Source organism: Pseudarthrobacter sp. TE9888 (genome assembly GCF_056279345.1).
On sequence record NZ_JBWBRD010000002.1, the window covers coordinates 3,492,960 to 3,514,585 of the forward strand.

Consider the following 21,626-nt stretch of genomic DNA (forward strand, 5'->3'; position numbering starts at 1 on the left):
CCGGGAACGGCGGACACCCTGCTGGTGGGGTGTCCGCCGTTCTTGTTGGCGATGTGCTTCCTGACTTACTTCCTGGCCGAGTCGATCATGGCCTTTGCTTCCTGCATCAGGCCCTTCGCAGCGTCGGCGGGGGACTTGCGGTCGAAGAGGACGTCGGTGCTGTAGCGCTGGATCAACGCCTGGACTCCGGAAGAACCGGTGGGAGGGACAGGAGGGCCGCTCTTGAGCTCCGGTTTGATGTCCTTCAGGAATGCCGCAGCGGCCTTATCCGCGGGCGTCAGCTGTGGGTCGATGGCCGCCTGGACATCCGTGTTCGTGGGAAAGCCGCGCTCGGTCAGGATCGTTTTCGCCGAATCCAGGTTGTTGAGCATGTAGTTGACAACTTCTGAAGCCTCCTTCGGGTGCTTGCTCCTCGAGGAAACGGACCAGAACATTGAGGGTTTGTAGGACATGCCGTTCTCCTTGGCGCTGCCGGCGGAGCTGGGGGCGCGGAGGATCTTCACGTCGGTCTTCAGCGCGGACTGCAGGGCGTTGACCTGGTTGGTCCACCACCAGGACATTGCCGTCTTGCCGGTGGCGAACAGGGTCTGTTCCACGGGCGCACTGATGTCCTCCGTGGCGATGTTGGCCGGAGGGGCAGCTCCCTTGTTGCGCAGGTTCAGCACGTTCTGGAAGAAGGACGTGGCCGTGGCCTCCTTGAAGCCAAGTCCGCCATCGGCCGAGTACAGCGACTCGCCGTGCTGCATGGCCCAGGTGTTCAGATCGGAGTCCGTCAGCGAGTAGGAACTGCCGTAGTTGGTCTGGCCCGCCTTGGCCGCCGCAGCGGCCACAGCGGCGGCAGTCTTTGCGTAGTCATCCCAGGTCCAGGTCTTGTCGTCCGGGACGGGCACCCCGTAATTCTGGAACATTTTGGTGTTGATCATCACCGCCTTGGCGTTCTGCCCCGTGCTCAGGCCGTACTGCTTGCCGCCCACCTGACCGGACTTCAAAGCATCCTGGTCGATCTTCGACGTGTCGATGTTGCTTTGCCTGGACAGGTCCAGGAGTGCACCCCGGCCGCCGTACTCAGCGATGTAGGCCTGGTCCATCTGGATTACGTCCGGAGAGTCGTTCGCGGCGGTGGTGGTGGCGAGCTTGTCCCAGTAACTGCTCCACACGCCGGGTTCAGCCTGGATCTTGATGTTGGGATGCGAGGCCTGGAAGGCGTCGATCACTTGCTGCGTCTGTTTGTTCCGCAGGTCGTTGCCCCACCAGGTGAAGCGGACCGTGACGTTTCCGCCGCCGTCGGTCGATGACGCGGGCGTACAGCCGGCGGCGAGCATGGTGACCGTGGCGGCCGCGGCGAGCGTTTTGAGCACGATGCCGGAGCGAAGGGAAGTCTTCATTGACCCTGACTTTCTGAAAGTGACCCAGGTTGGACGAGAAACCGCTTTCTCGCTGCGAGCGATTATTGCAAGGGCCTTCGCCGGGCGTCAATGAAAATTGGAAAACGTTATCCCGCGGGTGCTGACCGGAGCGCTCCCGCGAGTGCCTGGGGTAGAGTTATAGGCACGTAGGGGAGTATCCCAAGCGCTACGATCGTCAACACGCAGGGCAAAGCTGCCCTGCCGGGCGTAGCGGGCCGCCACATCAGCACACAGTGCGAACGCCGGCCGGAGAGACTTACACCATTTTGTGTACCCTGCGAAAGGCTTTCCCGTGCTCGATTTGCCTGTGTGGTTTGAGGTTGGCTCATTTGCCGTCCTCGGCCTGATTCTCTTGGTTGACCTTCTCCTGGTGGTGCGGCGCCCGCACGAACCGTCCATGAAGGAAGCCGGCCTGTGGGTAACCTTCTACGTCACCCTTGCCCTGGCATTCGCCGGAGCCATGTTCGCATTCACCGGGCCCGAATTCGGCAGCCAGTTCGTCGCAGGCTGGGTAACCGAGTACAGCCTCAGCATCGACAACCTGTTCGTCTTCATCATCATCATGGCCAGGTTCTCCGTGCCCCGGAAATACCAGCAGGAAGTATTGATGGTGGGCATCATCATTGCGCTCATCCTGCGCGGCATCTTCATCACGCTGGGTGCCATCGTCATCGAACAGTTCAGCTGGGTGTTCTACATCTTCGGCGCCTTCCTCCTGTGGACAGCCTGGAAGCAGGCCCAGGACGAGGGTGAAGAGGAAGAGGACCGCGAGAACCCGCTGATTGCGAAGATCCGCAAGGTTATCCCGATGTCGGAGAAGTTCGACGGCGGCAAGCTGCGTACCGTCGTCAACGGCAGGAAGGTCTTCACCCCCATGGTGATCGTCTTCATCACCATCGGCCTCACTGACCTGCTGTTCGCCGTGGACTCGATCCCCGCGATCTTCGGCCTCACCCAGAGCCCCTTCATCGTGTTCACCGCCAACCTGTTCGCCCTGATGGGCCTGCGGCAGCTCTACTTCCTGCTGGGCGGCCTGATGAACCGGCTCATCTACCTCAAGCACGCCCTGTCCTTCATCCTGGCGTTCATCGGCGTCAAGCTTGTCCTGCACGCCATGCACGTCAACGAGCTTCCCTTCATCAACGGCGGACACCACATCGAGTGGGCACCCGAAATCCCCACCTTCGTCTCACTCGCCGTGATTGTGGGCACCATCATCGTCGCCGTTATCGCCAGCCTGCTCAGCTCCAAGGCCCAGGCCGCCAAGATCGATCCGCGGCTCGAAGAGGACGCCCGGAAGAGCCACAGCGACGCCGAGTAGGCACCTGCCCGCGTCAACACGACAGGTAATCCCGGCCGCCCACGCGGCCGGGATTACCTGTTTAAGCCTCCGCAGGACGCATCGGTCCACACCCCTGTGGGACGCGTGGACGCAGGACTATGCTCAGATCATGGGCCGCACGCTTGTGATGGATCCGGACGCGCGCCGTGTGCAGCGGCGAACCGTTTTGCTGCTGAGCGTGGCCCAGGTGTTTGGTGGACTCGGGACCGGGTCAACCGTGTCCATCGGCTCCATCCTCGCCGTGGAACTCTCCGGTTCCAGCGCCTGGGCGGGTTCGGTGGCCACCGTGATGACCTTGGGCGCCGCCGCGGCGGCCCTGCCGCTGGCCTCGCTGGCGGAACGCCGTGGACGGCGGGCTGGCCAGGTGGCCGGCCTCTCGGCTGCCTTGGCCGGCGCTGTCCTCATGGTCCTGGCCGTTGCGTCCGGGCTTTTCGTCCTGCTGGTGCTCGGCTCGGCAGGCATTGGCGTCGGCACGGCAGCGAGCCTGCAGGCAAGGTTTGCCGCCGTGGACCTGGCCGGCGCCGAACACCGCGGCCGGGCACTGTCCACGGTGGTTTGGGCGGTCACGGTTGGCGCCGTCGCCGGACCCAACCTCATCCAGCCCGGAACGGTCGTGGGAACACTCCTGGGCCTTCCCCCCATCGCTGGCCCATTCGTGATTTCCGGGGCCGGTCTCCTCATCGCCGCGGTGCTCCTGTTCGCGGGCCTGCGGCCGGACCCGCTCCTGCTGGCACGCCAACTTGCAGCGGCATCCACCGTTCCCACCGTGCCTGGGGAAGGGGAACGCCCGGCCGCAGCCCGCCACACGGCCGGGGGTCGCTCCACCGCGGCCTGCAGGCCATTCGCGGTTCCCGGACGGCGCTGCTCGCAGTTTCCGCCGTCGTCGCAGCCCACGCAGTGATGGTGGGCGTCATGTCCATGACTCCTCTTCACCTGCAGCACCTGGTGGAGGGGCCGGGCCAGCACGCGGGCCACATTACCGCCGGGGACGTACTGGTGCTCATCGGGTTCACCATCTCCCTGCACATCGCCGGGATGTTTGCGCTGTCTCCGTTGATGGGATGGCTGACCGACAGGGCAGGGAGGCTGGAGACCATCATGATTGGCTTCATGCTGCTGATCGCTGCCGTCGCGGTCGCCGGCCTGGGGGAGTCCTCAACCGGCGCGGTGGCCGTGGGGCTGGTCCTGCTGGGCATGGGCTGGTCTGCGGCGACAATCTCCGGCTCCACGCTGCTGGCCGAAAGCGTCGGCAGGGAAGCCCGGGTGGCCGTGCAGGGCGTGTCCGACATGCTGATGGGCGCCGCAGGTGCCGTAGGCGGGGCGGCGTCCGGGCTCGTCCTGGGCTACGCCGGCTACCTCGGCCTGAACCTGCTCGGCGGACTGGTCGGAGCAGCCTTCCTGGGCGCCGCCGTCGTCACCCGGACATCACGCCGGCGGTCAGCGGCCGCCTGAGCGTGCCATGCCCAGCAGTCGAGCAAAAATCCGCTCACCGTCGTCGGCGATCCCGTCATGATGGAAGTCGGCAGTCTCCCAGACCTGCAGCCCGTTCACGGCGGTTGCCGTCTGCAGGGACAGATCCCGGTCCACGTAGATGTCATCCGTGTACACCGCCGCCGCCGCCGGAACGGTGTTAGCCGCCAGCACCGCGGGGTCGTACAGTGGCGTCCAATCCTGCTTGGCCGCCAGCAGGTCAGCCACGTCCCGCAGCGGCTCAAGCGCGGGGTCCTGTTCGAAGTACCACGGGTATACCATTTCGCCGGTCAGGAGCAGTGGCTCGGCGTCAGGCCTGAACCAGGGGTTCTCGCCGAGCATCCGCCAGGCTGACCAGTTGGTGGCCTGGTCCTGGCCGTAGATGGACTCGTGCATCAGCGCATACAGCGGGTTTGATCGTCGTGAGACCACCGCCTGCATCTGTTCCAGGAACGTGTCCGACAGCCGGGGAACACCGGACGTTTCCACGAACGCGTCCTCCAGCAGGTAATGCAGGCTGTCCACGCGGGTGTTGCCGCCCAGGAATGCGCCCGCCATCTGGAACCGCCCCACCGTGAGCGGGCTGCCGTCGGGCAGGAACTCCGGGGTGCGGCGCAGGTGGCCGGCGATGCGTTCCACCGTCTCCCGGTCTTCCGGATACCAGCCGAAGTATTCGTCGTTCCGTGCCGCCACGCGCTGATAGGTGGCCCGGTAGACGTCGTCCGCGCTGCCGGCGAGGGGGGCCAGGCCGCCCGTGATGAGGGCTTCGCGCAATCCTTCCGGGGCCAAGGACAGGTACGTCAAGGCGCAGAAGCCGCCATAGCTTTGGCCATAAATGGTCCAGGGAGGGGAATCCAGGGCGTGGCGGATCAACTCCGCGTCCGCCACGATCGAGTCAGCGCGGAAGTGCTCCAGGAACGCGGCTTGTTCAGCGGCGGTCCCACGGGCGGGAAGGGTGTTGCGGTCAAGGGGAGTGGAGAGGCCGGTGCCGCGCTGGTCCAGCATCAGGATGCGGAAGTCCTGCGCTGCGGCCTTGCTCCAGCCGCCCAGGGAGCCCCACCGGTTGCCGCGCCCGCCCGGGCCGCCCTGCAGGAAGAGGAGCCAGGGAAGTTGAGCGGCAGCCTCGGGGGTGTGGGCCGCAGATACGTACTCACGGGCGAAAACCGTGATGGCCTCGCCGGCGGGCGCGGCATGGTCCAAAGGGACGGTGAAGTAGTGCTCCACCGTGCGCATCCCGCGGAATTCGTGCCTGGCCCTGACCTCGTGTCCCGCAGCGGGGGCCGCCGCCCGGCGCACGTCAGCCACGGGCAGCAGCGGGAAGGGAGGTTGCCTGGCCGAAACGGTCCAGTTCCACGCCCGTCAGGCGGAACGTGGACCAGCCGTCCATGGGCCGGGCGCCGAGGCTGCGGTAGAAGTTGATGGAGGGCTCATTCCAGTCCAGCACGCTCCATTCCACGCGCGCGTAGCCGTTCTCCACGGCGGTCGACGCGAGGTGCTGGAGGAGGGCCTTGCCGTGCCCTTCGCCGCGGGCGTCCGGGCTGACGTACAGGTCTTCCAGGTAGATCCCGTGCACGCCCTCCCAGGTGGAATAGTTCAGGAACCACAACGCAAAACCCTGCACCTCGCCTGCACTGTCCTCGGCCATGGTGGCAAAGACACTCGGGTTCGATCCGAACAGGGCCCGCTCCAGCATTTCCGGGGTGTTCCGGACAGCATCGGGTTCCTTCTCGTAACGTGCCAGCTCGTGGATCATCCGGAGGATGGCGGGTACGTCTTGCCGGTTTGCGGGGCGGATTACACTCATTATCCGAGCTTACCGCCGGCTCCGGCGCGCCCGCCGCAGGGGATGCGCCAGGCCAGCCCGGGGCTAGCGGTCCAGCGTCGCTGGCGCGCCGTGGTGGGAGAAAGTATGCGGTTGCCTCGCCGCCGGCTCTGGCCGCGGATGAGGTTTTGGGCAGATCATGGTGGTGTCTGCCGTGGTGGACGCCGGTCCGTCTATGGTGCCGTGGTTGAGCCTGTGGGCTAGCGTGGCGCGGAGGGCTTCCACGGGAACCGTGGATTGTTGCCTTTGGAGCACGAGTGTTAGATTCCTGAATTTTCCTGTCCTCCCCGCGGCAGACGCCACCAAGGTCGAGTCGGGGTGTCAAGGAGGAACAGTTATGGATATCGTGCACGAGCGAGCCGCGGGAATGGATATTTCCAAACGCGACGCGAAGGTCTGTCTCCGGCTGCCCGGGCAGCGGGCCGGAACCTACACCTCCACGGTCACAACGTGGGGCGCAACCACAGCCCAGATCCTCGCCCTGCGGGACTTCCTGGAGGGCGAGCACGTCACCACGGTCGTCATGGAAGCCACGAGCGATTACTGGAAACCCTTCTTCTATCTCCTCGAAGAAACCCTTCCGGTGATGCTGGTCAACGCCAAGGCCGCACGGAACATCCCGGGCCGCAAAACCGATGTCTCTGACGCGGCCTGGCTCGCCCAGCTCGGTGCGCATGGACTGCTTCGGGCCTCGTTCGTTCCGCCCGAGCCAATCCGGGAACTGCGGGACCTGACCCGGGCCCGGGCCATTGCCATCCGTGACCGGACCCGCGAGATCCAGCGCCTGGAGAAGTTCCTCGAAGGCTCCGGGATCAAGCTCTCCTCCGTGGTCTCGGACCTCACCGGTGTTTCATCCCGGGCGATGCTCGAGGCCCTTGTCAGCGGTGAACGCGACCCCGAGGTCCTCGCCGGCCTCGCCAAAGGCACCCTCCGCTCAAGAATCCCCGAGCTCGTGGAGGCCCTCACCGGCCGCTTCAAGGCCCACCACGCGTTCATGGCCCGGCTGCATCTGGACCAGATCGATGCCCAGTCCCGCATCATCGACGCCCTCACCGGACGAATCGAGGAAGCGATGGAGCCCTTTCGTGCCGCCAGGGAATTCCTGGCCACCATCCCCGGAGTCTCACTCAAAGTCGCCGACGTGATCATCGCCGAAACCGGCGCGGACATGTCCCGCTTCGAAACACCCGGCCGGCTCGCTTCCTGGACAGGCGTCTGCCCCGGCGCCAACGAATCCGCCGGACGGATCAAGTCAGCCCACATCCTGCCCGGCAACAAATACCTCAAAGGCGCCCTGGGCATCGCAGCCCTGTCCGCTTCCCGAAGCAAGAACACCTACCTGGCCGCAAAATACTGGCGCATCGCCGCCCGCCGAGGACCCATGAAAGCCACCGTGGCCCTGGAACACTCCATCCTCACCGCCGTTTGGCACATGCTCGCCGACGGCGAATGCTACGCCGACCCCGGGCCCGACCACTTCACCCACCTGGACCCGATCAAAGCCAAAAACAACGCCATCAAAAAGCTCAACAACCTCGGCTTCAACGTCACCATCACCCCGGCCACCGCAGCCTGACGAACCCTACTTTCGTATTAGAGCCGGTTCACATCCGTCACCCGCACCACGGCCGTTCCGGTCGCGTCGGAGTCCGCCAGGTCCACCTCCGCCGAGATGCCCCAGTCGTGGTTGCCGGCAGGGTCGTCGAAGATCTGGCGCACCTTCCAGGTCCCGCGTTCTTCGGTGATGATCAGCAAACCGGGGCCGCGCGCGTCCGGTCCCGTCCCGATGTCGTCGTGTTCGTCGAAGTAGTCATCCAGCGCATCCTCCCAGCGCCCGGCACCCCAGCCGGCGGCGCCGTCGAGCTCTCCCAACGCCGTGGCGTCCTCGTCGGCGAACAGCTCCACGCGGCGGAACATTTCGTTCCGCACCATCACCCGGAAGGCGCGGATGTTGGAGGTGAGCGACGGCGGCGGGGGTGGTGGAGCGTCGTGCGGCGTGGGCATCACACCGGATGCCAGCTCTTCCCACTCGTCCAGAAGGCTCGAGTCCACCTGCCGGACCAGCTCACCGAGCCAGGCGGTCAGGTCCGCCAGGTCCTCACGGAGCATGTCCTGCGGCACCGTCTGCCGGAGTGCCTTGAAGGCGTCCGCCAGGTACCGCAGCACGATGCCCTCGGACCTGGCCAGCCCATAGAACTGAACGAATTCGCCGAAGTTCATGGCCCGCTCGTACATATCCCGGACCACGGACTTGGGGGCGAGTTCGAAGTCGCCCACCCATGGCGCGGCCTTGCGGTACACCTCGAAGGCCTCGCCAAGGATTTCCGCGAGCGGCTGCGGGTAGGTGACGTCCTCCAGCATGGCCATCCGCTGGTCATAGTCGATGCCGTCGGCCTTCATGGCCGCCACAGCTTCGCCGCGGGCCTTCTTCTGCTGCGCCGAGAGGATCTGCCGGGGTTTCTCCAGGGTCGCCTCGATGACGGACACCACGTCCAGGGCGTACGACGGCGACTCCGGGTCAAGGAGGTCCAGTGCGGCAAGTGCGAAGGGGGAGAGCGGCTGGTTCAGGGCGAAGTTGGGCTGCAGGTGTACCGTCAGGCGCACTGTGCGGCCATCCGGGCCCTGTTCCTGCGGCGGGATCCGCTCGATGACTTCGGCGGCGAGGAGTTCGCGGTAGATTCCCAGCGCCTTCTTCATGAGCCGCAACTGGGAGGAGCGCGGCTCATGGTTTTCGGTGAGCAGCCGCCTGGCGGCTGCGAAGGGATCGCCGGGCCGTTCCATCAGGTTCATCAGCATGGCGTGCGTCACCGTGAAGCTGGACGTCAGCGGGTCCGGGACGGATTCCACCAGCCGTTTGAACGTGGGCTCACCCCAGGACACAAAACCTTCGGGCGGCTTTTTCTTAACCACCTGGCGGAGCTTCTTCTGGTCGTCGCCGAACTTTGCCGTGGCCTTCGCCATGGCCTTGACGTTTTCAATCACGTGCTCGGGCGCCTGGACCACCACCGTCCCGGCGGTGTCGTAACCCGCCCTGCCGGCCCGGCCCGCAATCTGGTGGAACTCGCGTGAGTTGAGCAGCCTGGTTCGGACGCCGTCGTACTTGCTCAGGGCGGTGAGCAGCACGGTGCGGATGGGGACGTTGATGCCAACGCCCAGCGTGTCCGTCCCGCAGATCACCTTAAGGAGTCCGGCCTGGGCCAGCTGCTCCACCAGCCGGCGGTACTTGGGCAGCATGCCGGCGTGGTGTACACCGATTCCGTGCCGGACCAGCCGGTTCAGTGTCTTGCCAAAACCGGCGGCGAACCGGAAATTGGCAATGAGGTCCGCGATCTTGTCCTTTTCCTCCCGGGTGCACACGTTGATGCTCATCAGGTTCTGGGCGCGGTCGATCGCCTCAAGCTGGCTGAAGTGCACCACGTAGACCGGCACCTGCCTGGTGGAGAGAAGCTCCTCCAGCGTTTCGTGGACCGGGGTCTGGTGGTAGTAGTAATGCAGCGGAATGGGCCGCTCCGCAGAACTCACCGTGGTGGTGGCGCGGCCCGTGAGCGCAGACAGCCCCTCTTCGAACCGGCTGACATCGCCCAGGGTTGCGGACATCAGGAGGAACTGTGCCTGCGGAAGCTCCAGGAGCGGCACCTGCCAGGCCCAGCCGCGCTGCGGGTCGGAGTAGAAATGGAACTCGTCCATGACCACCGCTCCGAGCTCCGCCGCGGAGCCCTCCCGCAGGGCGATGTTGGCCAGGATCTCGGCCGTGCAGCAGATGATGGGTGCATCCTGGTTAACCCCGGAATCACCGGTGATCATGCCGACGTTCTCCGCGCCGAAGATGTCGCAGAGCGCAAAGAACTTTTCGGACACCAGCGCCTTGATGGGCGCGGTGTAGTAGCTTCGCCGGTCCTGGGCCATGGCTTGGAAGTGAGCGGCAATGGCCACCAGTGACTTACCGGATCCCGTCGGGGTGGCGAGGATGACGTTGGCCCCCGTTGCCAGCTCCATGATGGCCTCGTCCTGTGCCGGGTACAGCGACAGGCCCCGGGATTCGGTCCAGTCCACAAAACGGCTGTACAGGGCGTCGGGGTCGACGGCGGCGGCGTTGGGGACGGACAGATCGCTCAGCTGGTCAACGAGTTTCATTGACTTCAACCTTAGTGCCACGTTGCGGGCCGAAGGGGCGCCCCGGCCGGGTTAGGCTTCGCCTTGCCCGTGTGCATGCTAGAACCTGGAGAATTCATGAAATGGGACCCCGCAAAGTACGTCCAGTTCGATGACCACCGGAACAGGCCGTTCTTCGATCTCACCGGACGGATCCATGCCGACCGTCCGGCACGGGTCGTCGACCTCGGCTGCGGTCCGGGGAACCTGACCGCCTCGCTGGCCGAACGGTGGCCCGAAGCCCGGGTGGTTGGCCTGGACTCGTCCGCCGAGATGCTGGCACGCGCAGCCCCGCTGGCAAAGGACGTTCCGGGACTGTCGTTTGAACAGGCGGACATCGCAACGTGGATGCCTCCGGCGGGGACGGACGTCGTGGTGAGTAACGCGGCGCTCCAGTGGGTCCCCGGCCACCAGGACCTGATGCGCCGGTGGCTCGATGTCCTCCCGCCCGGGGCCTGGTTTGCCTTCCAGGTGCCCGGAAACTTCAACGCCCCGTCCCATTCCCTGATGCGGGAGCTCGCAGCGTCCGAACGTTGGTCAGGCAGGCTGGGCGGCGTGCTGCGGGGCGGGGAAACCGTGGGGGAGCCGCGGGACTACCTGGGCATCCTGCTCGACGCCGGCTGGGCCGCGGATGCCTGGGAAACCAGTTACCAGCACGTCCTGCAGGGGCCGGACCCCGTGCTGGAGTGGGTCCGCGGCACCGCACTGCGGCCGGTGATGGGCGCCCTTGGGAGCGAGGATGCCAAGCGCTTTGAATCCGAGTACGCGGCGGCCCTGCGGGAGGCCTATCCGGGCGGGCCCCATGGCACGGTGTTTCCCTTCAGGCGGATCTTCGCCGTGGGCCGGAAGACGGGTTAGCGCCGCCCTCCCAACCTGTTTTCGGACCAGTCACAGCGTGTGACAGCAGCTGAAAGTGATCTGGCTTACAATGGCCTCTGTAGTTGAGGGGTCAAGCCGCTGGCCCCTGGTCGGCCGTAGGCATGTACAGGGGGTATTTTGCTGGTCGGACTAATGAGGCGGCAGCTTGCCGGCCAACGCGGGCACGTATGGGCGATCATCGTCCTCCAACTGGTCCAGGCAGCGGCAAACCTGCTGCTGCCCACCGTGAACGCAGCCATCATTGATGACGGAATCGTGGCTGGCCAACCCCGGGTGATCTCCCGGCTCGGTGTGCTCATGGCAGCCATCGCGGTGGTGCAGGCGGCGTCCGCCATTGCTGCGTGCTATGTCGGCGCGCTTGTTGCGATGAAGATCGGGCACCGGCTGCGGGCGGACGTCTTCAACCGGATCCAGTCCTTCTCCTCACAGGATGTGGCCCTGTTCGGAACCCACAGCCTGACCACGCGCGCCACGAACGACGTCCAGCAGATCCAGGCGTTCGCCCTGCTTGTCTTCACCATGCTCTTCGCCGGGCCGGCCATGGGCATCGGCGGGATCGTCCTGGCCGTCCAGCAGGATGTGGCCCTGTCCGCGGTGGTAATCGTCATTGTCCCGCTGCTCCTGCTGGTCATGTACTCGATCGTCCGGCGCCTCATCCCGCTCTACCGGGAAGGGCAGGAGCTGCTGGACCGGTCGGGCGGCATCCTGCGCGAACAGATCATCGGTACAGATGTGATCCGGTCCTTTGTCCGCCAGGGCCATGAAATGCGGCGGTTCGCGGCCACCAACGCCCGGCTGACCGCCAACAACCTGCGTTCGGCACTCCTGGTGGCCGGGATGCTGCCCATGATCATGCTGGTGGTCAACATCAGCTCGGTGGCCGTGGTGTGGTTCGGCGGCCACCGCATCCAGGCGGGGTTGATGAACCTCGGCGCGCTCACGGCATTCATCGCCTACATCATGCAGATACTGCTGGCCATCATGATGTCAATGTATGTGCTGATGACGGCGCCGCGGGCCTCCGTTTGTGCCGAACGCATCCAGGCGGTGCTGGATACGGAGCCGTCTGTCAGCAGCCCAGCCGCGGCCGGGGGGCAGCTCCGGGTGGACACTACGCGGCCGGCAGCCGTAACTTTCCAGGGTGTCGGCTTCGCCTACCCGGGAGCTGAGGCGCCGGTGCTCGCGGATATCAGTTTTACCGCCGCTGCCGGCACCACCACCGCAATTGTCGGCTCCACCGGAAGTGGCAAGACAACGCTGCTGAACCTCATCCCCCGTTTCCTCGACCCAACCGAGGGCAGCGTCACCCTGGCCGGCCATGACGTCCGGAACCTGTCGCTGGAGCAGCTCCGCGCAGCCACGGCCGTGGTGCCCCAGCATTCCCATCTGTTTACCGGGACAATCGCCGACAACCTGAGGATGGCAGCACCCACAGCCCCCGACCACGCGCTCTGGGCGGCACTGGAGTCGGCGCAGACCATGCGGTTCATGGGAGACCTTCCACTGGGGCTCGCCACCCCCGTCGGACAGGGTGGAGCCAGCCTTTCGGGCGGCCAGCGGCAACGGCTGTGCATCGCCAGGGCCCTGGTGCGGAAGGCACCCGTCTACCTTTTCGACGACAGCTTCTCGGCCCTGGACTACGACACAGACACCAGGTTGCGGCTCGCGCTGGATGAGGCGCTTGCCGATGCAACGGTCATCATGGTGTCCGAACGCATCTCAGCCGTGGCAGGCGCAGACCTCATCCTCGTGCTCGACGACGGCCGCCTCGTTGCCCGGGGCACGCACCGCGAGCTGCTGGAAACGTCGGCAACCTACCGGGAAATTGCCGAATCACAGCTCGCGCTGGACGGCACCCTGTGACGGCAGGGGAGGGAGAAGCCAAGGACAAGGAGTACAGGTTCTGGCCCACTGCGCGCAGGCTCCTCGGCCTCCTGGTGCCCTTCCGGCTCCAGATGTTCGGGGCCATTGGAGCCACCTGCGCCTTCGCTGTCCTCAACGTGGCAGCCCCAAAGTACTTGGGAGACGCCACCGACGAAGTGGTGGCCGGCGTCATGCAGGGCAGCCTCGACCAACGACTCGGAGCCCTGCTGGCAGCGGTTGCCCTGATGTACGTATTCGCATCCCTGTTCAACTGGATACAGGGGGCGTTGACTGCGCGTGCGGTGCAGGGGCTCATGTATCGGCTGCGCGCGTCTGTGGAGGATAAGCTGCACCGCCTCCCGTCCACCTACTTCCGGGGCCGGTCCCGCGGGGATGTGCTGAGCCGTGCCACCAACGACATCGACAACATCGCCCAAGCACTGAACCAGGTCCTGACGCAGCTCATCGTGTCCGTCCTGATGCTGTGCGGCTCGCTGGCCATGATGCTGTGGATTTCGCCGCTGCTGGCGGCGATCGCCATCGCCACCGTCCCCGTCTCCACGCTGATCACCGTCCTGGTGGCCCGGCGGTCCCAGGAGCACTTCGCCCGGCAGTGGACAGAGACCGGCGAACTGAACAGCCACGTCGAGGAATTCATCAGCGGCCATGAAGTCATCAAAGCCTTCGGCCGCCAGGAATACGCGGCGGACGTCTTCAGCCGCAGCAACGGACGCCTGGCGCGGGCGGCCACCAAGGCGCAGTATGCGGCCGGGGTGGTCCAGCCGCTGATGGTGCTCATGTCCAACCTCAACTACATCCTGGTCGCGGTGGTGGGAGCCCTCCAGATTATCGCTGGAGCCATGACCATCGGCGGGGTCCAGGCGTTCATCCAGTTCAGCCGGTTGTTCAGCCAGCCCGTGGGACAGGTCGGCGGGCTGCTCAACGTGATGCAGTCCTGCGCAGCATCGGCCGCAAGGGTTTTCGTGCTCCTGGACGCGGGCGAGGACCCGCCGGAGCAGGGCAGCCATGGCACCGGCGGGCTGGCCGGCGGGCGCATCGTTTTCGACGACGTCACGTTCGGCTACCCCGGGGCCGTGCCCGCCGTGCGCAACCTCACCTTCGCCGTGGAGCCGGGCCAGACGGTAGCCATCGTGGGACACACCGGTGCAGGCAAGAGCACCGTGGTGAACCTCCTGATGCGTTTCCTGGAACCTGCATCCGGCACCATCACCATGGGGGGCCGGGACATCGCGGCAATACCGCGCGACCAGTTGCGGGCCCAGTTCGGGGTGGTTCTCCAGGATTCCTGGCTCTTCGACGGCAGCATCCGGGAAAACATTGCCTACGGACTGCCCGGGGCGCCGGGCGCAGCGATTGTCGCGGCCGCGGAAGCCACTCATGCCGACCGCTTCATCAGGTCCCTGCCCCACGGCTATGCCACGATGCTGGAAAACGGAGGGGAGCCCCTGAGTCAGGGGCAGCGGCAACTCCTTACGATCGCCAGGGCGCAGCTGGCCGGGCGCGCCGTCCTCGTGCTGGACGAGGCAACCAGTTCCGTTGACTCCAGGACGGAACTGCTCATCCGCCAAGCAATGCAGCGGCTGCGCCACGGACGGACCAGCTTCATGATCGCCCACCGTTTGTCCACCATCCGGAACGCTGATCTAATTCTCGTCATGGACCACGGACGCATCGTCGAACAAGGCACGCACGAAAGCCTGCTCGGCGCCGACAGTTACTACGCGAAGCTTTACGACGCCCAGTTCGCCGAACGGGACGGCCGCAATGAGGTCCTGGAGGGCGGCCTGTGACCGCCCCGGACGGGTTTCCTGGAACCTGGCGCCCCAACCCTGCCAGCAGCGTGGCGCTGTTCGAACAACTGCGTCTCCAGGTGATCCACCTGGCGGACAACGGTGCGCTGGCGCCCGGCACCAGGCTCCCCGCCGTCCGCGCCCTCGCAGAGAAACTCGACGTCGCCCCGCACACGGTCGCCAGGGCATACAAGGAACTGGAGGCTGCCGGTGTCGTTGCCACCCGGGGCCGGAACGGGACAGTGGTTTCGGCCCGGGATGAGCGGCTGGGAGGCCTCTCGGAAGCGGCCGCCGCGTACGCCGCCGTCGCCAAATCCCAAGGTGCCAGCTTCGCCGAAGCCGTGAAGCTGCTGGCCGCCGCTTACGATGTTCCCTGAGGGCGGAACCGTCAGTGTTCGAAAAAGTTTTCGATTAGCATTATGGGGTGCCTAAAGCCTTAGCTGAAGAAACCCCTGCCCCCTCCACTTCCCTCGCCGTCCCTTCCGCTGCCCCGCAGCGGCCGGACCTCTCCCGCCTCGTGGTGAAGGGCGCGCGGGAGCACAACCTGCGCAACGTGGACCTCGACCTGCCCCGCGACGCCATGATCGTGTTCACCGGCCTCTCCGGATCCGGCAAGTCCTCGCTGGCGTTCGACACCATCTTCGCGGAGGGCCAGCGGCGCTACGTCGAATCGTTGTCCGCCTACGCACGCCAGTTCCTTGGCCAGGTGGACAAGCCCGATGTCGATTTCATCGAAGGCCTGTCCCCGGCAGTGTCGATCGACCAGAAATCCACCAGCAAGAACCCGCGGTCCACGGTGGGCACCATCACTGAGATCTACGACTACATGCGCCTGCTGTGGGCCCGTGTCGGCAGGCCGCATTGTCCCGTCTGCGGTGAGCCGGTATCCAAGCAGACCCCGCAGCAGATCGTGGACCAGCTCCTGGAACTCGACGAGGGCACCCGCTTCCAGGTCCTGGCGCCGGTGGTACGCGGACGCAAGGGCGAGTTCGTGGACCTCTTCAAGGAACTCAGCGCCAAGGGCTATTCCCGCGCACGCGTGGACGGAAACCTGGTCCAGTTGAGTGATCCTCCCAAGCTGGGCAAGCAGTTCAAGCACACCATCGAGGTGGTGGTGGACCGGCTCGTGGTCAAGGACGGCATCAGCCAGCGGCTCACCGATTCCATCGAGACCGCCCTGGGCCTGGCCGAAGGCCGCGTCCTCGCCGAATTCGTGGACGTCGAAGCAGACGCGCCGGAACGTATCCGGGCATTCTCGGAAAATCTTGCCTGCCCCAATGAGCACCCCCTCGCGATCGACGAGATCGAGCCCCGCTCCTTCTCGTTCAACAACCCGTTCGGCGCCTGTGCCGCCTGCAGCGGAATCGGCACCCGGCTGGAAGTGGATGAGGAACTCATCGTTCCCAACCCGGAACTGTCGCTGTCGGAGGGTGCCATCGCCCCGTGGTCGCTGGGCACTGCCACCACCGAATACTGGAACCGCCTCCTGGAAGGCCTGGCGAAGGAAGTCGGCTTCTCCATGACCACGCCGTGGGAGAAGCTGGGCAAGGACGTGCGCCAGACCGTCCTGCACGGCAAGGACCACAAGGTGGTAGTGCAGTACCGCAACCGCTTTGGCCGCGAACGCAAGTACAGCACCGGCTTCGAAGGCGCCATCCAGTACGTCCACCGCAAGCACGGCGAGACGGACTCGGACTGGGCCCGCGACCGGTACGAGGAATACATGCGGCAGGTTCCCTGCCCAGCCTGCAACGGCGCACGCCTCAACCCGGCATCACTGTCAGTATTGATCAACGGCAAGTCCATCGCCGAGGTCGCCGCCCTCCCCATGCGGGACTGCGCGGAGTTCCTGAACAACCTGGTGCTGACCGGACGCGAAGCCCAGATCGCCCACCAGGTCCTCAAGGAGATCCAGGCCCGCCTGACCTTCCTCCTGGACGTCGGCCTGGAATACCTCAACCTTGAGCGTCCCTCCGCCACCCTCTCCGGCGGCGAGGCCCAGCGCATCAGGCTCGCCACCCAGATCGGCTCGGGACTGGTGGGCGTGCTCTACGTTCTCGACGAGCCCTCCATCGGCCTGCACCAGCGTGACAACCGCCGCCTCATCGAAACCCTCACCCGGCTCCGCGACATGGGCAACACCCTCATCGTCGTCGAGCACGACGAAGACACCATCCATGTGGCCGACTGGATCGTCGACATCGGACCCGGTGCCGGCGAACACGGCGGCCAGGTGGTCCACTCCGGAACCTACAAAGAGCTGCTGGACAACCGGGAATCGCTGACCGGCGATTACCTGTCCGGCCGCAAGGCCATCGAGGTACCGAAGAAGCGCCGGAAGTACGACAAGAAGCGCGAGATCAAGGTCGTAGGCGCGCGGGAGAACAACCTTGTCAACGTCGACGCCGCCTTCCCGCTCGGACTGTTCACTGCGGTGACGGGCGTGAGCGGTTCGGGTAAGTCAACCCTGGTCAACGAGATCCTCTACAAGGTGCTGGCGAACAAGCTGAACGGTGCCAAGCAGGTGGCCGGCCGGCACAAGACGGTCCAGGGCCTGGAACACCTGGACAAGGTGGTCCACGTGGACCAGAGCCCCATCGGCCGCACCCCGCGCTCCAACCCGGCCACGTACACCGGCGTTTTTGACAACATCCGTAAGCTTTTCGCCGAGACCACCGAGGCAAAGGTACGCGGCTACCTTCCGGGCCGTTTCTCGTTCAACGTCAAGGGCGGCCGCTGCGAGGCGTGCTCGGGTGACGGCACTCTGAAGATCGAGATGAACTTCCTGCCGGACGTGTATGTCCCGTGCGAGGTGTGCCACGGAGCCCGGTACAACCGGGAAACCCTGGAAGTTCACTACAAGGGCAAGACCATCGCCGATGTCCTCAACATGCCCATCGAGGAGGGGGCCGAATTCTTCGCCGCGTTCTCACCCATCGCACGCCACCTGAACACCCTGGTGGATGTGGGCCTGGGCTACGTCCGCCTGGGCCAGCCGGCCACCACCCTCTCCGGCGGTGAGGCACAGCGGGTGAAGCTCGCGGCTGAACTGCAGAAGCGGTCCAACGGGCGCAGCATCTACGTCCTGGACGAGCCCACCACCGGCCTGCACTTCGAGGACATCCGGAAGCTGCTCATGGTTTTGCAGGGGCTGGTGGACAAGGGCAACACGGTGATCACCATCGAACACAACCTCGATGTCATCAAGAGCGCCGACTGGCTCGTTGACCTGGGGCCGGACGGCGGTTCCGGCGGCGGCCAGATCGTTGCGGCAGGAACGCCGGAGCAGGTGGCCAAGTCCGCCACCAGCCACACCGGCAAATTCCTGGCCGAAATACTGGGCTGACAGGACGAAACCACAGCGAAGTATTCCTCAACGGGAATGCGAGTTTCAGGCACTCCTGCTGTCGTGAGAAACTAGCCCGGTGACTTCAACAACAGTGCCCGTGATCTTTGACCTGGACGGCACTCTTGTCGATCCCGCCGGTGGAATAACCGAGGGGATTGCCTCAGCCCTCCGCGGGCTGGGGCTTCCGGTTCCCGGCCAGGACCTGCTCGATGCGATGATCGGCCCCAAGTTGAGCGACTCCCTGCTTAACGTGGCCAACGTCCCGGCCGAACACCTTGAAGAGGTTGTCCGGCTCTACCGCGAGCACTACGTCGCCAAGGGCATCGCCCAGAGCAGGCTGTACCCGGGCATCCGCGGGATCCTCGAGTCCTTTGCGGAGGCAGGCCGGCCCGTGGCGGTGGCAACCCAAAAGCCCCAGCGGCTGGCGCGCAAATTGCTGGCGCACCACGGCATCGACGGCTTCTTCCACGGCATCCATGGCTCGGCTGATGACGAAACGGCAATGGAAGGCGTTCCGCTGGGCAAGACCCAGATCATCGCCACCGCCCTGCGCGACCTTGATACGCAGCACGCCATCATGGTGGGCGACCGCGCCCAGGACGTGTCCGGAGCCATCGCCAACGGGCTTGACTGCATTGGCGTTGCCTGGGGATTTGCCCCGGACGGGGAGCTGGAGGAAGCCGGATCCGTCGCCGTCGTCAGCACGGGGGATGAGCTGGTGGCGGTCATTGAGCGGCTCCAGTCTGTCCACACCGCGGCCATGAGCGGGGTGAGCAACGATGGAAATGTTTGATGCCGTCCGCTGGACCACGCGCAACCTGATCGGCGGCACCTGCCGGCCCACCGTCGTCGGACTCGAAAACGTCCCGTCCGACGGCCCCTTCATCGTGGCGCCCAACCACCTGTCCTTCTTCGACAGCGTGATTGTCCAGGCGCTGATGCCCCGCCCCGTGGCATTCTTCGCCAAGGCCGAATACTTCACCACGGGCGGAGTCAAGGGCAGGGTCATGAAAGCCTTCTTCGAGTCCGTGGGCTCCATTCCCGTGGAGCGCGGTGAACAGGCCGCCAGCGTCCAGGCGCTCAAAACCCTGCTGGACATCCTCGAGTCCGGCCGTGGCATCGGTATCTACCCGGAAGGGACCCGTTCCCGGGACGGCATCCTGTACCGTGGCCGCACCGGTGTCGGCTGGCTCGCGCTCACCACCGGGGCACCCGTGATTCCCGTCGGCCTGATCGGGACCGAGAAGCTCCAGCGCGCCGGCGAAAAGGGCGTCCGGCCCCAGCACTTCACCATGAAGGTGGGGGAGCCGCTGTACTTCGACAAGACGGGACCGGACCACTCACTGCCGGCCCGCCGCGAAGTGACGGACCGCATCATGGACGCGATTGCCGCCCTCAGCGGCCAGGAGAGGTCCGCCAGCTACAACCAGAGCAAGTCAGCAGAGTAGTCCGGCGCTCCGGGGCTGCCCGGCCGGTGCGGAAGCGCCGGCCGGCAAGGACACCCGGCTGGACTCAGTAGACTTGATAGGTGGCAAATCCAGCAAGTTACCGGCCCAAGACTGGTGAAATCCCCACCAACCCGGGCGTGTACCGGTTCCGTGATCCGCACGGCCGGGTTATCTACGTGGGCAAGGCCAAAAGCCTCCGGTCCCGGCTGAACTCCTACTTCGCCAATCCGGCCGGTCTGCTGCCGAAAACCTATGCGATGGTCCATGCGGCCAGCAGCGTGGAGTGGACCGTGGTGGGCAGCGAGCTTGAGTCGCTGCAGCTCGAATACACCTGGATCAAGGAATTCAAGCCGCGCTTCAACGTGGTGTTCCGGGACGACAAGACCTATCCCTACCTTGCCGTGACCATGAGCGAGAAATACCCCCGGGTGCAGGTCATGCGGGGGGACAAGCGAAAGGGAACCCGCTACTTCGGCCCCTACACCGCCGGTGCCATCCGGGAAACCATGGACACCCTGCTTCGGGTCTTCCCCGTCCGAAGCTGCAGCGCCGGCGTCTTCAAACGCGCCCAGGCCAGCGGCCGGCCATGCCTGCTGGGATACATCGACAAATGCTCAGCACCCTGCGTGGGCCGTATCAGCCCCGAGGACCACCGGGCCCTGGCCGACGATTTCTGTTCCTTCATGGGCGGTGAAGCCAAGAGATTCATCAACAAGCTGGAAAAGCAGATGGCAGGCGCCGTCGCGAAGCTCGACTACGAGCACGCCGCCCGGCTGCGTGACGACATCACCGCCTTGCGGAAGGTATTCGAACGCAATGCCGTGGTGCTGTCCGAGGACACCGACGCCGATGTCTTCGCCCTGCACGAGGATGAGCTGGAGGCGGCCGTCCAGGTGTTCCACGTCCGCGGTGGCAGGATCCGCGGCCAGCGCGGATGGGTGGTGGAAAAGGTGGAAGACTTCACCACTCCGGACCTGGTGGAGCACCTGCTGCAGCAGGTCTACGGTGAGGACGGCGACACGCACGGCCGGCTGCCCCGCGAAGTCCTGGTTCCGGTCGCGCCGAGCAACCCGGAAGACCTGGCCAAATGGCTGGGCGGGATCCGCGGCGCAAAAGTGGACATCCGGGTGCCCCAGCGCGGGGACAAGGCGGCGCTGATGTCCACCGTCCGCGAAAACGCCGAACACGCGCTCAAACTCCACAAGACACGCCGCGCAGGGGACATCACCGTCAGGTCGCAGGCCCTGCAGGAGCTGCAGGAAGCCCTGGACCTCCCCGTTCCCCTGCTCCGGATCGAGTGTTTCGACGTCTCGCACGTCCAGGGCACCAACGTGGTGGCCTCCATGGTGGTGGTGGAGGACGGGCTCCCGAAGAAGTCCGACTACCGCAAGTTCTCCATCACCGGCGCCGCGGCCGCCGATGACACTGCCGCCATGCATGACGTCCTGACCCGCAGGTTCCGCCACTACCTCCAGGACAAATCGGCTCAGGTGGACGAATCGGTGCTGGCAGCGGACGGCCAGGACCCGGCACCGGACACCGCTGCCCTGGACACCACCACTCCTGCGCCCAAGGCCAAGTTCGCCTACCCGCCCAACCTGGTGGTGGTGGATGGCGGCCAGCCACAGGTCAACGCCGCTGCCCGCGCCCTGAAGGACCTGGGCATCGATGACGTGTACGTGGTGGGTCTGGCCAAGCGGCTTGAAGAAGTGTGGCTTCCCGACAGCGACTTCCCGGTGATCCTGCCCCGCACATCACAGGGCCTTTACCTGCTGCAGCGGATCCGTGACGAGGCACACCGCTTCGCCATTACGTTCCACCGGCAGAAGCGCGGCAAGGCCATGACGGTGTCCGCGCTGGACGCCGTTCCAGGCCTGGGCGCCTCCAAGCGCAAAGCCCTGCTGGCACACTTCGGATCGGTCAAGGGAGTGAAGGCGGCCACCGTGGAAGAGCTCGCCGAGGCGAAGGGCATTGGCCCCGCCCTGGCCGGGGCCATCGTCAACCACTTTGCCGCAGAGGGTCCCGAGGCGGTAACCGTGCCCGCCATCAACATGGCGACCGGCGAAATCATTGAAACTTAGCTA

General features: G+C 65.5%; 16 protein-coding genes and 1 pseudogene. 12 read left to right on the forward strand and 5 right to left on the reverse strand.

The window, feature by feature from the left end:
- Positions 1 to 65 precede the first annotated feature (65 nt).
- Positions 66 to 1,385: an ABC transporter substrate-binding protein gene (locus ACZ9J7_RS16655; RefSeq protein ID WP_476210956.1), complete on the reverse strand. Its 1,320-nt coding sequence runs from the start codon at positions 1,383 to 1,385 to the stop codon at positions 66 to 68.
- 313 nt (positions 1,386 to 1,698) lie between these two features.
- Between ACZ9J7_RS16655 and ACZ9J7_RS16660 the strand changes: the two genes are divergently transcribed.
- The 3 genes from ACZ9J7_RS16660 to ACZ9J7_RS16670 all read left to right on the forward strand — a co-directional run bounded on the left by ACZ9J7_RS16660 (position 1,699) and on the right by ACZ9J7_RS16670 (position 4,200).
- Positions 1,699 to 2,727, forward strand: a complete 1,029-nt coding sequence (locus ACZ9J7_RS16660; RefSeq protein WP_476210958.1) for a TerC family protein — start codon at positions 1,699 to 1,701, stop codon at positions 2,725 to 2,727.
- A gap of 130 nt (positions 2,728 to 2,857) precedes the next feature.
- On the forward strand, positions 2,858 to 3,649 hold the full coding sequence (locus ACZ9J7_RS16665; RefSeq protein WP_476210960.1) for an MFS transporter: 792 nt from the start codon (positions 2,858 to 2,860) through the stop codon (positions 3,647 to 3,649).
- Positions 3,650 to 3,666: 17 nt separating this feature from the next.
- On the forward strand, positions 3,667 to 4,200 hold the full coding sequence (locus tag ACZ9J7_RS16670) for an MFS transporter (protein ID WP_476210962.1): 534 nt from the start codon (positions 3,667 to 3,669) through the stop codon (positions 4,198 to 4,200).
- On the opposite strand, the gene ACZ9J7_RS16675 is transcribed toward ACZ9J7_RS16670, so the two are convergent.
- Complete coding sequence (locus ACZ9J7_RS16675) at positions 4,186 to 5,451, reverse strand: alpha/beta fold hydrolase (protein ID WP_476211884.1); 1,266 nt, start codon at positions 5,449 to 5,451, stop codon at positions 4,186 to 4,188. The genes ACZ9J7_RS16670 and ACZ9J7_RS16675 overlap by 15 nt on opposite strands.
- Positions 5,452 to 5,515: 64 nt before the next feature.
- Positions 5,516 to 6,022, reverse strand: coding sequence for an N-acetyltransferase family protein (locus tag ACZ9J7_RS16680; RefSeq protein ID WP_476210964.1), 507 nt, complete (start codon positions 6,020 to 6,022; stop codon positions 5,516 to 5,518).
- A 385-nt stretch (positions 6,023 to 6,407) separates the two neighbouring features.
- Between ACZ9J7_RS16680 and ACZ9J7_RS16685 the strand changes: the two are divergent.
- Positions 6,408 to 7,478, forward strand: a pseudogene (locus tag ACZ9J7_RS16685) (IS110 family RNA-guided transposase); the annotation flags it as partial.
- 14 nt (positions 7,479 to 7,492) lie between these two features.
- Here ACZ9J7_RS16685 and ACZ9J7_RS16690 read toward each other — a convergent pair.
- Together ACZ9J7_RS16690 and ACZ9J7_RS16695 are read right to left on the reverse strand one after the other, a co-directional pair.
- Positions 7,493 to 7,594 carry a hypothetical protein gene (locus ACZ9J7_RS16690; RefSeq protein WP_476211885.1) on the reverse strand — a complete coding sequence of 34 codons (102 nt, stop codon included), beginning with the start codon at positions 7,592 to 7,594 and terminating at the stop codon, positions 7,493 to 7,495.
- 39 nt (positions 7,595 to 7,633) lie between these two features.
- Positions 7,634 to 10,174: a DEAD/DEAH box helicase gene (locus ACZ9J7_RS16695; RefSeq protein WP_476210966.1), complete on the reverse strand. Its 2,541-nt coding sequence runs from the start codon at positions 10,172 to 10,174 to the stop codon at positions 7,634 to 7,636.
- Positions 10,175 to 10,270: 96 nt separating this feature from the next.
- On the opposite strand from ACZ9J7_RS16695, the gene ACZ9J7_RS16700 reads away from it, so the two are divergent.
- The 8 genes from ACZ9J7_RS16700 to uvrC all read left to right on the forward strand — a co-directional run bounded on the left by ACZ9J7_RS16700 (position 10,271) and on the right by uvrC (position 21,623).
- On the forward strand, positions 10,271 to 11,050 hold the full coding sequence (locus ACZ9J7_RS16700; RefSeq protein ID WP_476210967.1) for a trans-aconitate 2-methyltransferase: 780 nt from the start codon (positions 10,271 to 10,273) through the stop codon (positions 11,048 to 11,050).
- 153 nt (positions 11,051 to 11,203) lie between these two features.
- Entirely contained in the window at positions 11,204 to 12,934 is a 1,731-nt protein-coding gene (locus ACZ9J7_RS16705) for an ABC transporter ATP-binding protein (RefSeq protein WP_476210969.1), read from the forward strand.
- Between the two features lie 92 nt (positions 12,935 to 13,026).
- Complete coding sequence (locus ACZ9J7_RS16710; protein WP_476211886.1) at positions 13,027 to 14,745, forward strand: ABC transporter ATP-binding protein; 1,719 nt, start codon at positions 13,027 to 13,029, stop codon at positions 14,743 to 14,745.
- Complete coding sequence (locus tag ACZ9J7_RS16715; protein WP_476210970.1) at positions 14,742 to 15,122, forward strand: GntR family transcriptional regulator; 381 nt, start codon at positions 14,742 to 14,744, stop codon at positions 15,120 to 15,122. Before ACZ9J7_RS16710 ends, ACZ9J7_RS16715 begins: the two co-directional genes overlap by 4 nt.
- 47 nt (positions 15,123 to 15,169) lie before the next feature.
- Positions 15,170 to 18,091, forward strand: a complete 2,922-nt coding sequence (uvrA, locus tag ACZ9J7_RS16720; RefSeq protein ID WP_476210972.1) for an excinuclease ABC subunit UvrA — start codon at positions 15,170 to 15,172, stop codon at positions 18,089 to 18,091.
- A gap of 79 nt (positions 18,092 to 18,170) precedes the next feature.
- Complete coding sequence (locus tag ACZ9J7_RS16725; RefSeq protein WP_476210974.1) at positions 18,171 to 18,887, forward strand: HAD hydrolase-like protein; 717 nt, start codon at positions 18,171 to 18,173, stop codon at positions 18,885 to 18,887.
- Positions 18,874 to 19,542 carry a lysophospholipid acyltransferase family protein gene (locus ACZ9J7_RS16730; protein WP_476210975.1) on the forward strand — a complete coding sequence of 223 codons (669 nt, stop codon included), beginning with the start codon at positions 18,874 to 18,876 and terminating at the stop codon, positions 19,540 to 19,542. The genes ACZ9J7_RS16725 and ACZ9J7_RS16730 overlap by 14 nt, the downstream gene beginning before the upstream one ends.
- 80 nt (positions 19,543 to 19,622) lie before the next feature.
- Positions 19,623 to 21,623 carry an excinuclease ABC subunit UvrC gene (gene uvrC / locus ACZ9J7_RS16735; protein WP_476210977.1) on the forward strand — a complete coding sequence of 667 codons (2,001 nt, stop codon included), beginning with the start codon at positions 19,623 to 19,625 and terminating at the stop codon, positions 21,621 to 21,623.
- Positions 21,624 to 21,626 lie beyond the last annotated feature (3 nt).

Excerpts from the sequence above, each read along its gene's own strand:
- ACZ9J7_RS16655 (WP_476210956.1), bottom strand. The coding sequence starts at position 1,385 with ATGAAGACTTCCCTTCGCTCCGGCATCGTGCTCAAAACGCTCGCCGCG.
- ACZ9J7_RS16665 (WP_476210960.1), top strand. The coding sequence starts at position 2,858 with ATGGGCCGCACGCTTGTGATGGATCCGGACGCGCGCCGTGTGCAGCGG.
- ACZ9J7_RS16670 (WP_476210962.1), top strand. The coding sequence starts at position 3,667 with ATGACTCCTCTTCACCTGCAGCACCTGGTGGAGGGGCCGGGCCAGCAC.
- ACZ9J7_RS16675 (WP_476211884.1), bottom strand. The coding sequence starts at position 5,451 with ATGCGCACGGTGGAGCACTACTTCACCGTCCCTTTGGACCATGCCGCG.
- ACZ9J7_RS16680 (WP_476210964.1), bottom strand. The coding sequence starts at position 6,022 with ATGAGTGTAATCCGCCCCGCAAACCGGCAAGACGTACCCGCCATCCTC.
- ACZ9J7_RS16690 (WP_476211885.1), bottom strand. The coding sequence starts at position 7,594 with ATGGTGACGTTGAAGCCGAGGTTGTTGAGCTTTTTGATGGCGTTGTTT.
- ACZ9J7_RS16695 (WP_476210966.1), bottom strand. The coding sequence starts at position 10,174 with ATGAAACTCGTTGACCAGCTGAGCGATCTGTCCGTCCCCAACGCCGCC.
- ACZ9J7_RS16700 (WP_476210967.1), top strand. The coding sequence starts at position 10,271 with ATGAAATGGGACCCCGCAAAGTACGTCCAGTTCGATGACCACCGGAAC.
- ACZ9J7_RS16705 (WP_476210969.1), top strand. The coding sequence starts at position 11,204 with ATGAGGCGGCAGCTTGCCGGCCAACGCGGGCACGTATGGGCGATCATC.
- ACZ9J7_RS16710 (WP_476211886.1), top strand. The coding sequence starts at position 13,027 with ATGTTCGGGGCCATTGGAGCCACCTGCGCCTTCGCTGTCCTCAACGTG.
- ACZ9J7_RS16730 (WP_476210975.1), top strand. The coding sequence starts at position 18,874 with ATGGAAATGTTTGATGCCGTCCGCTGGACCACGCGCAACCTGATCGGC.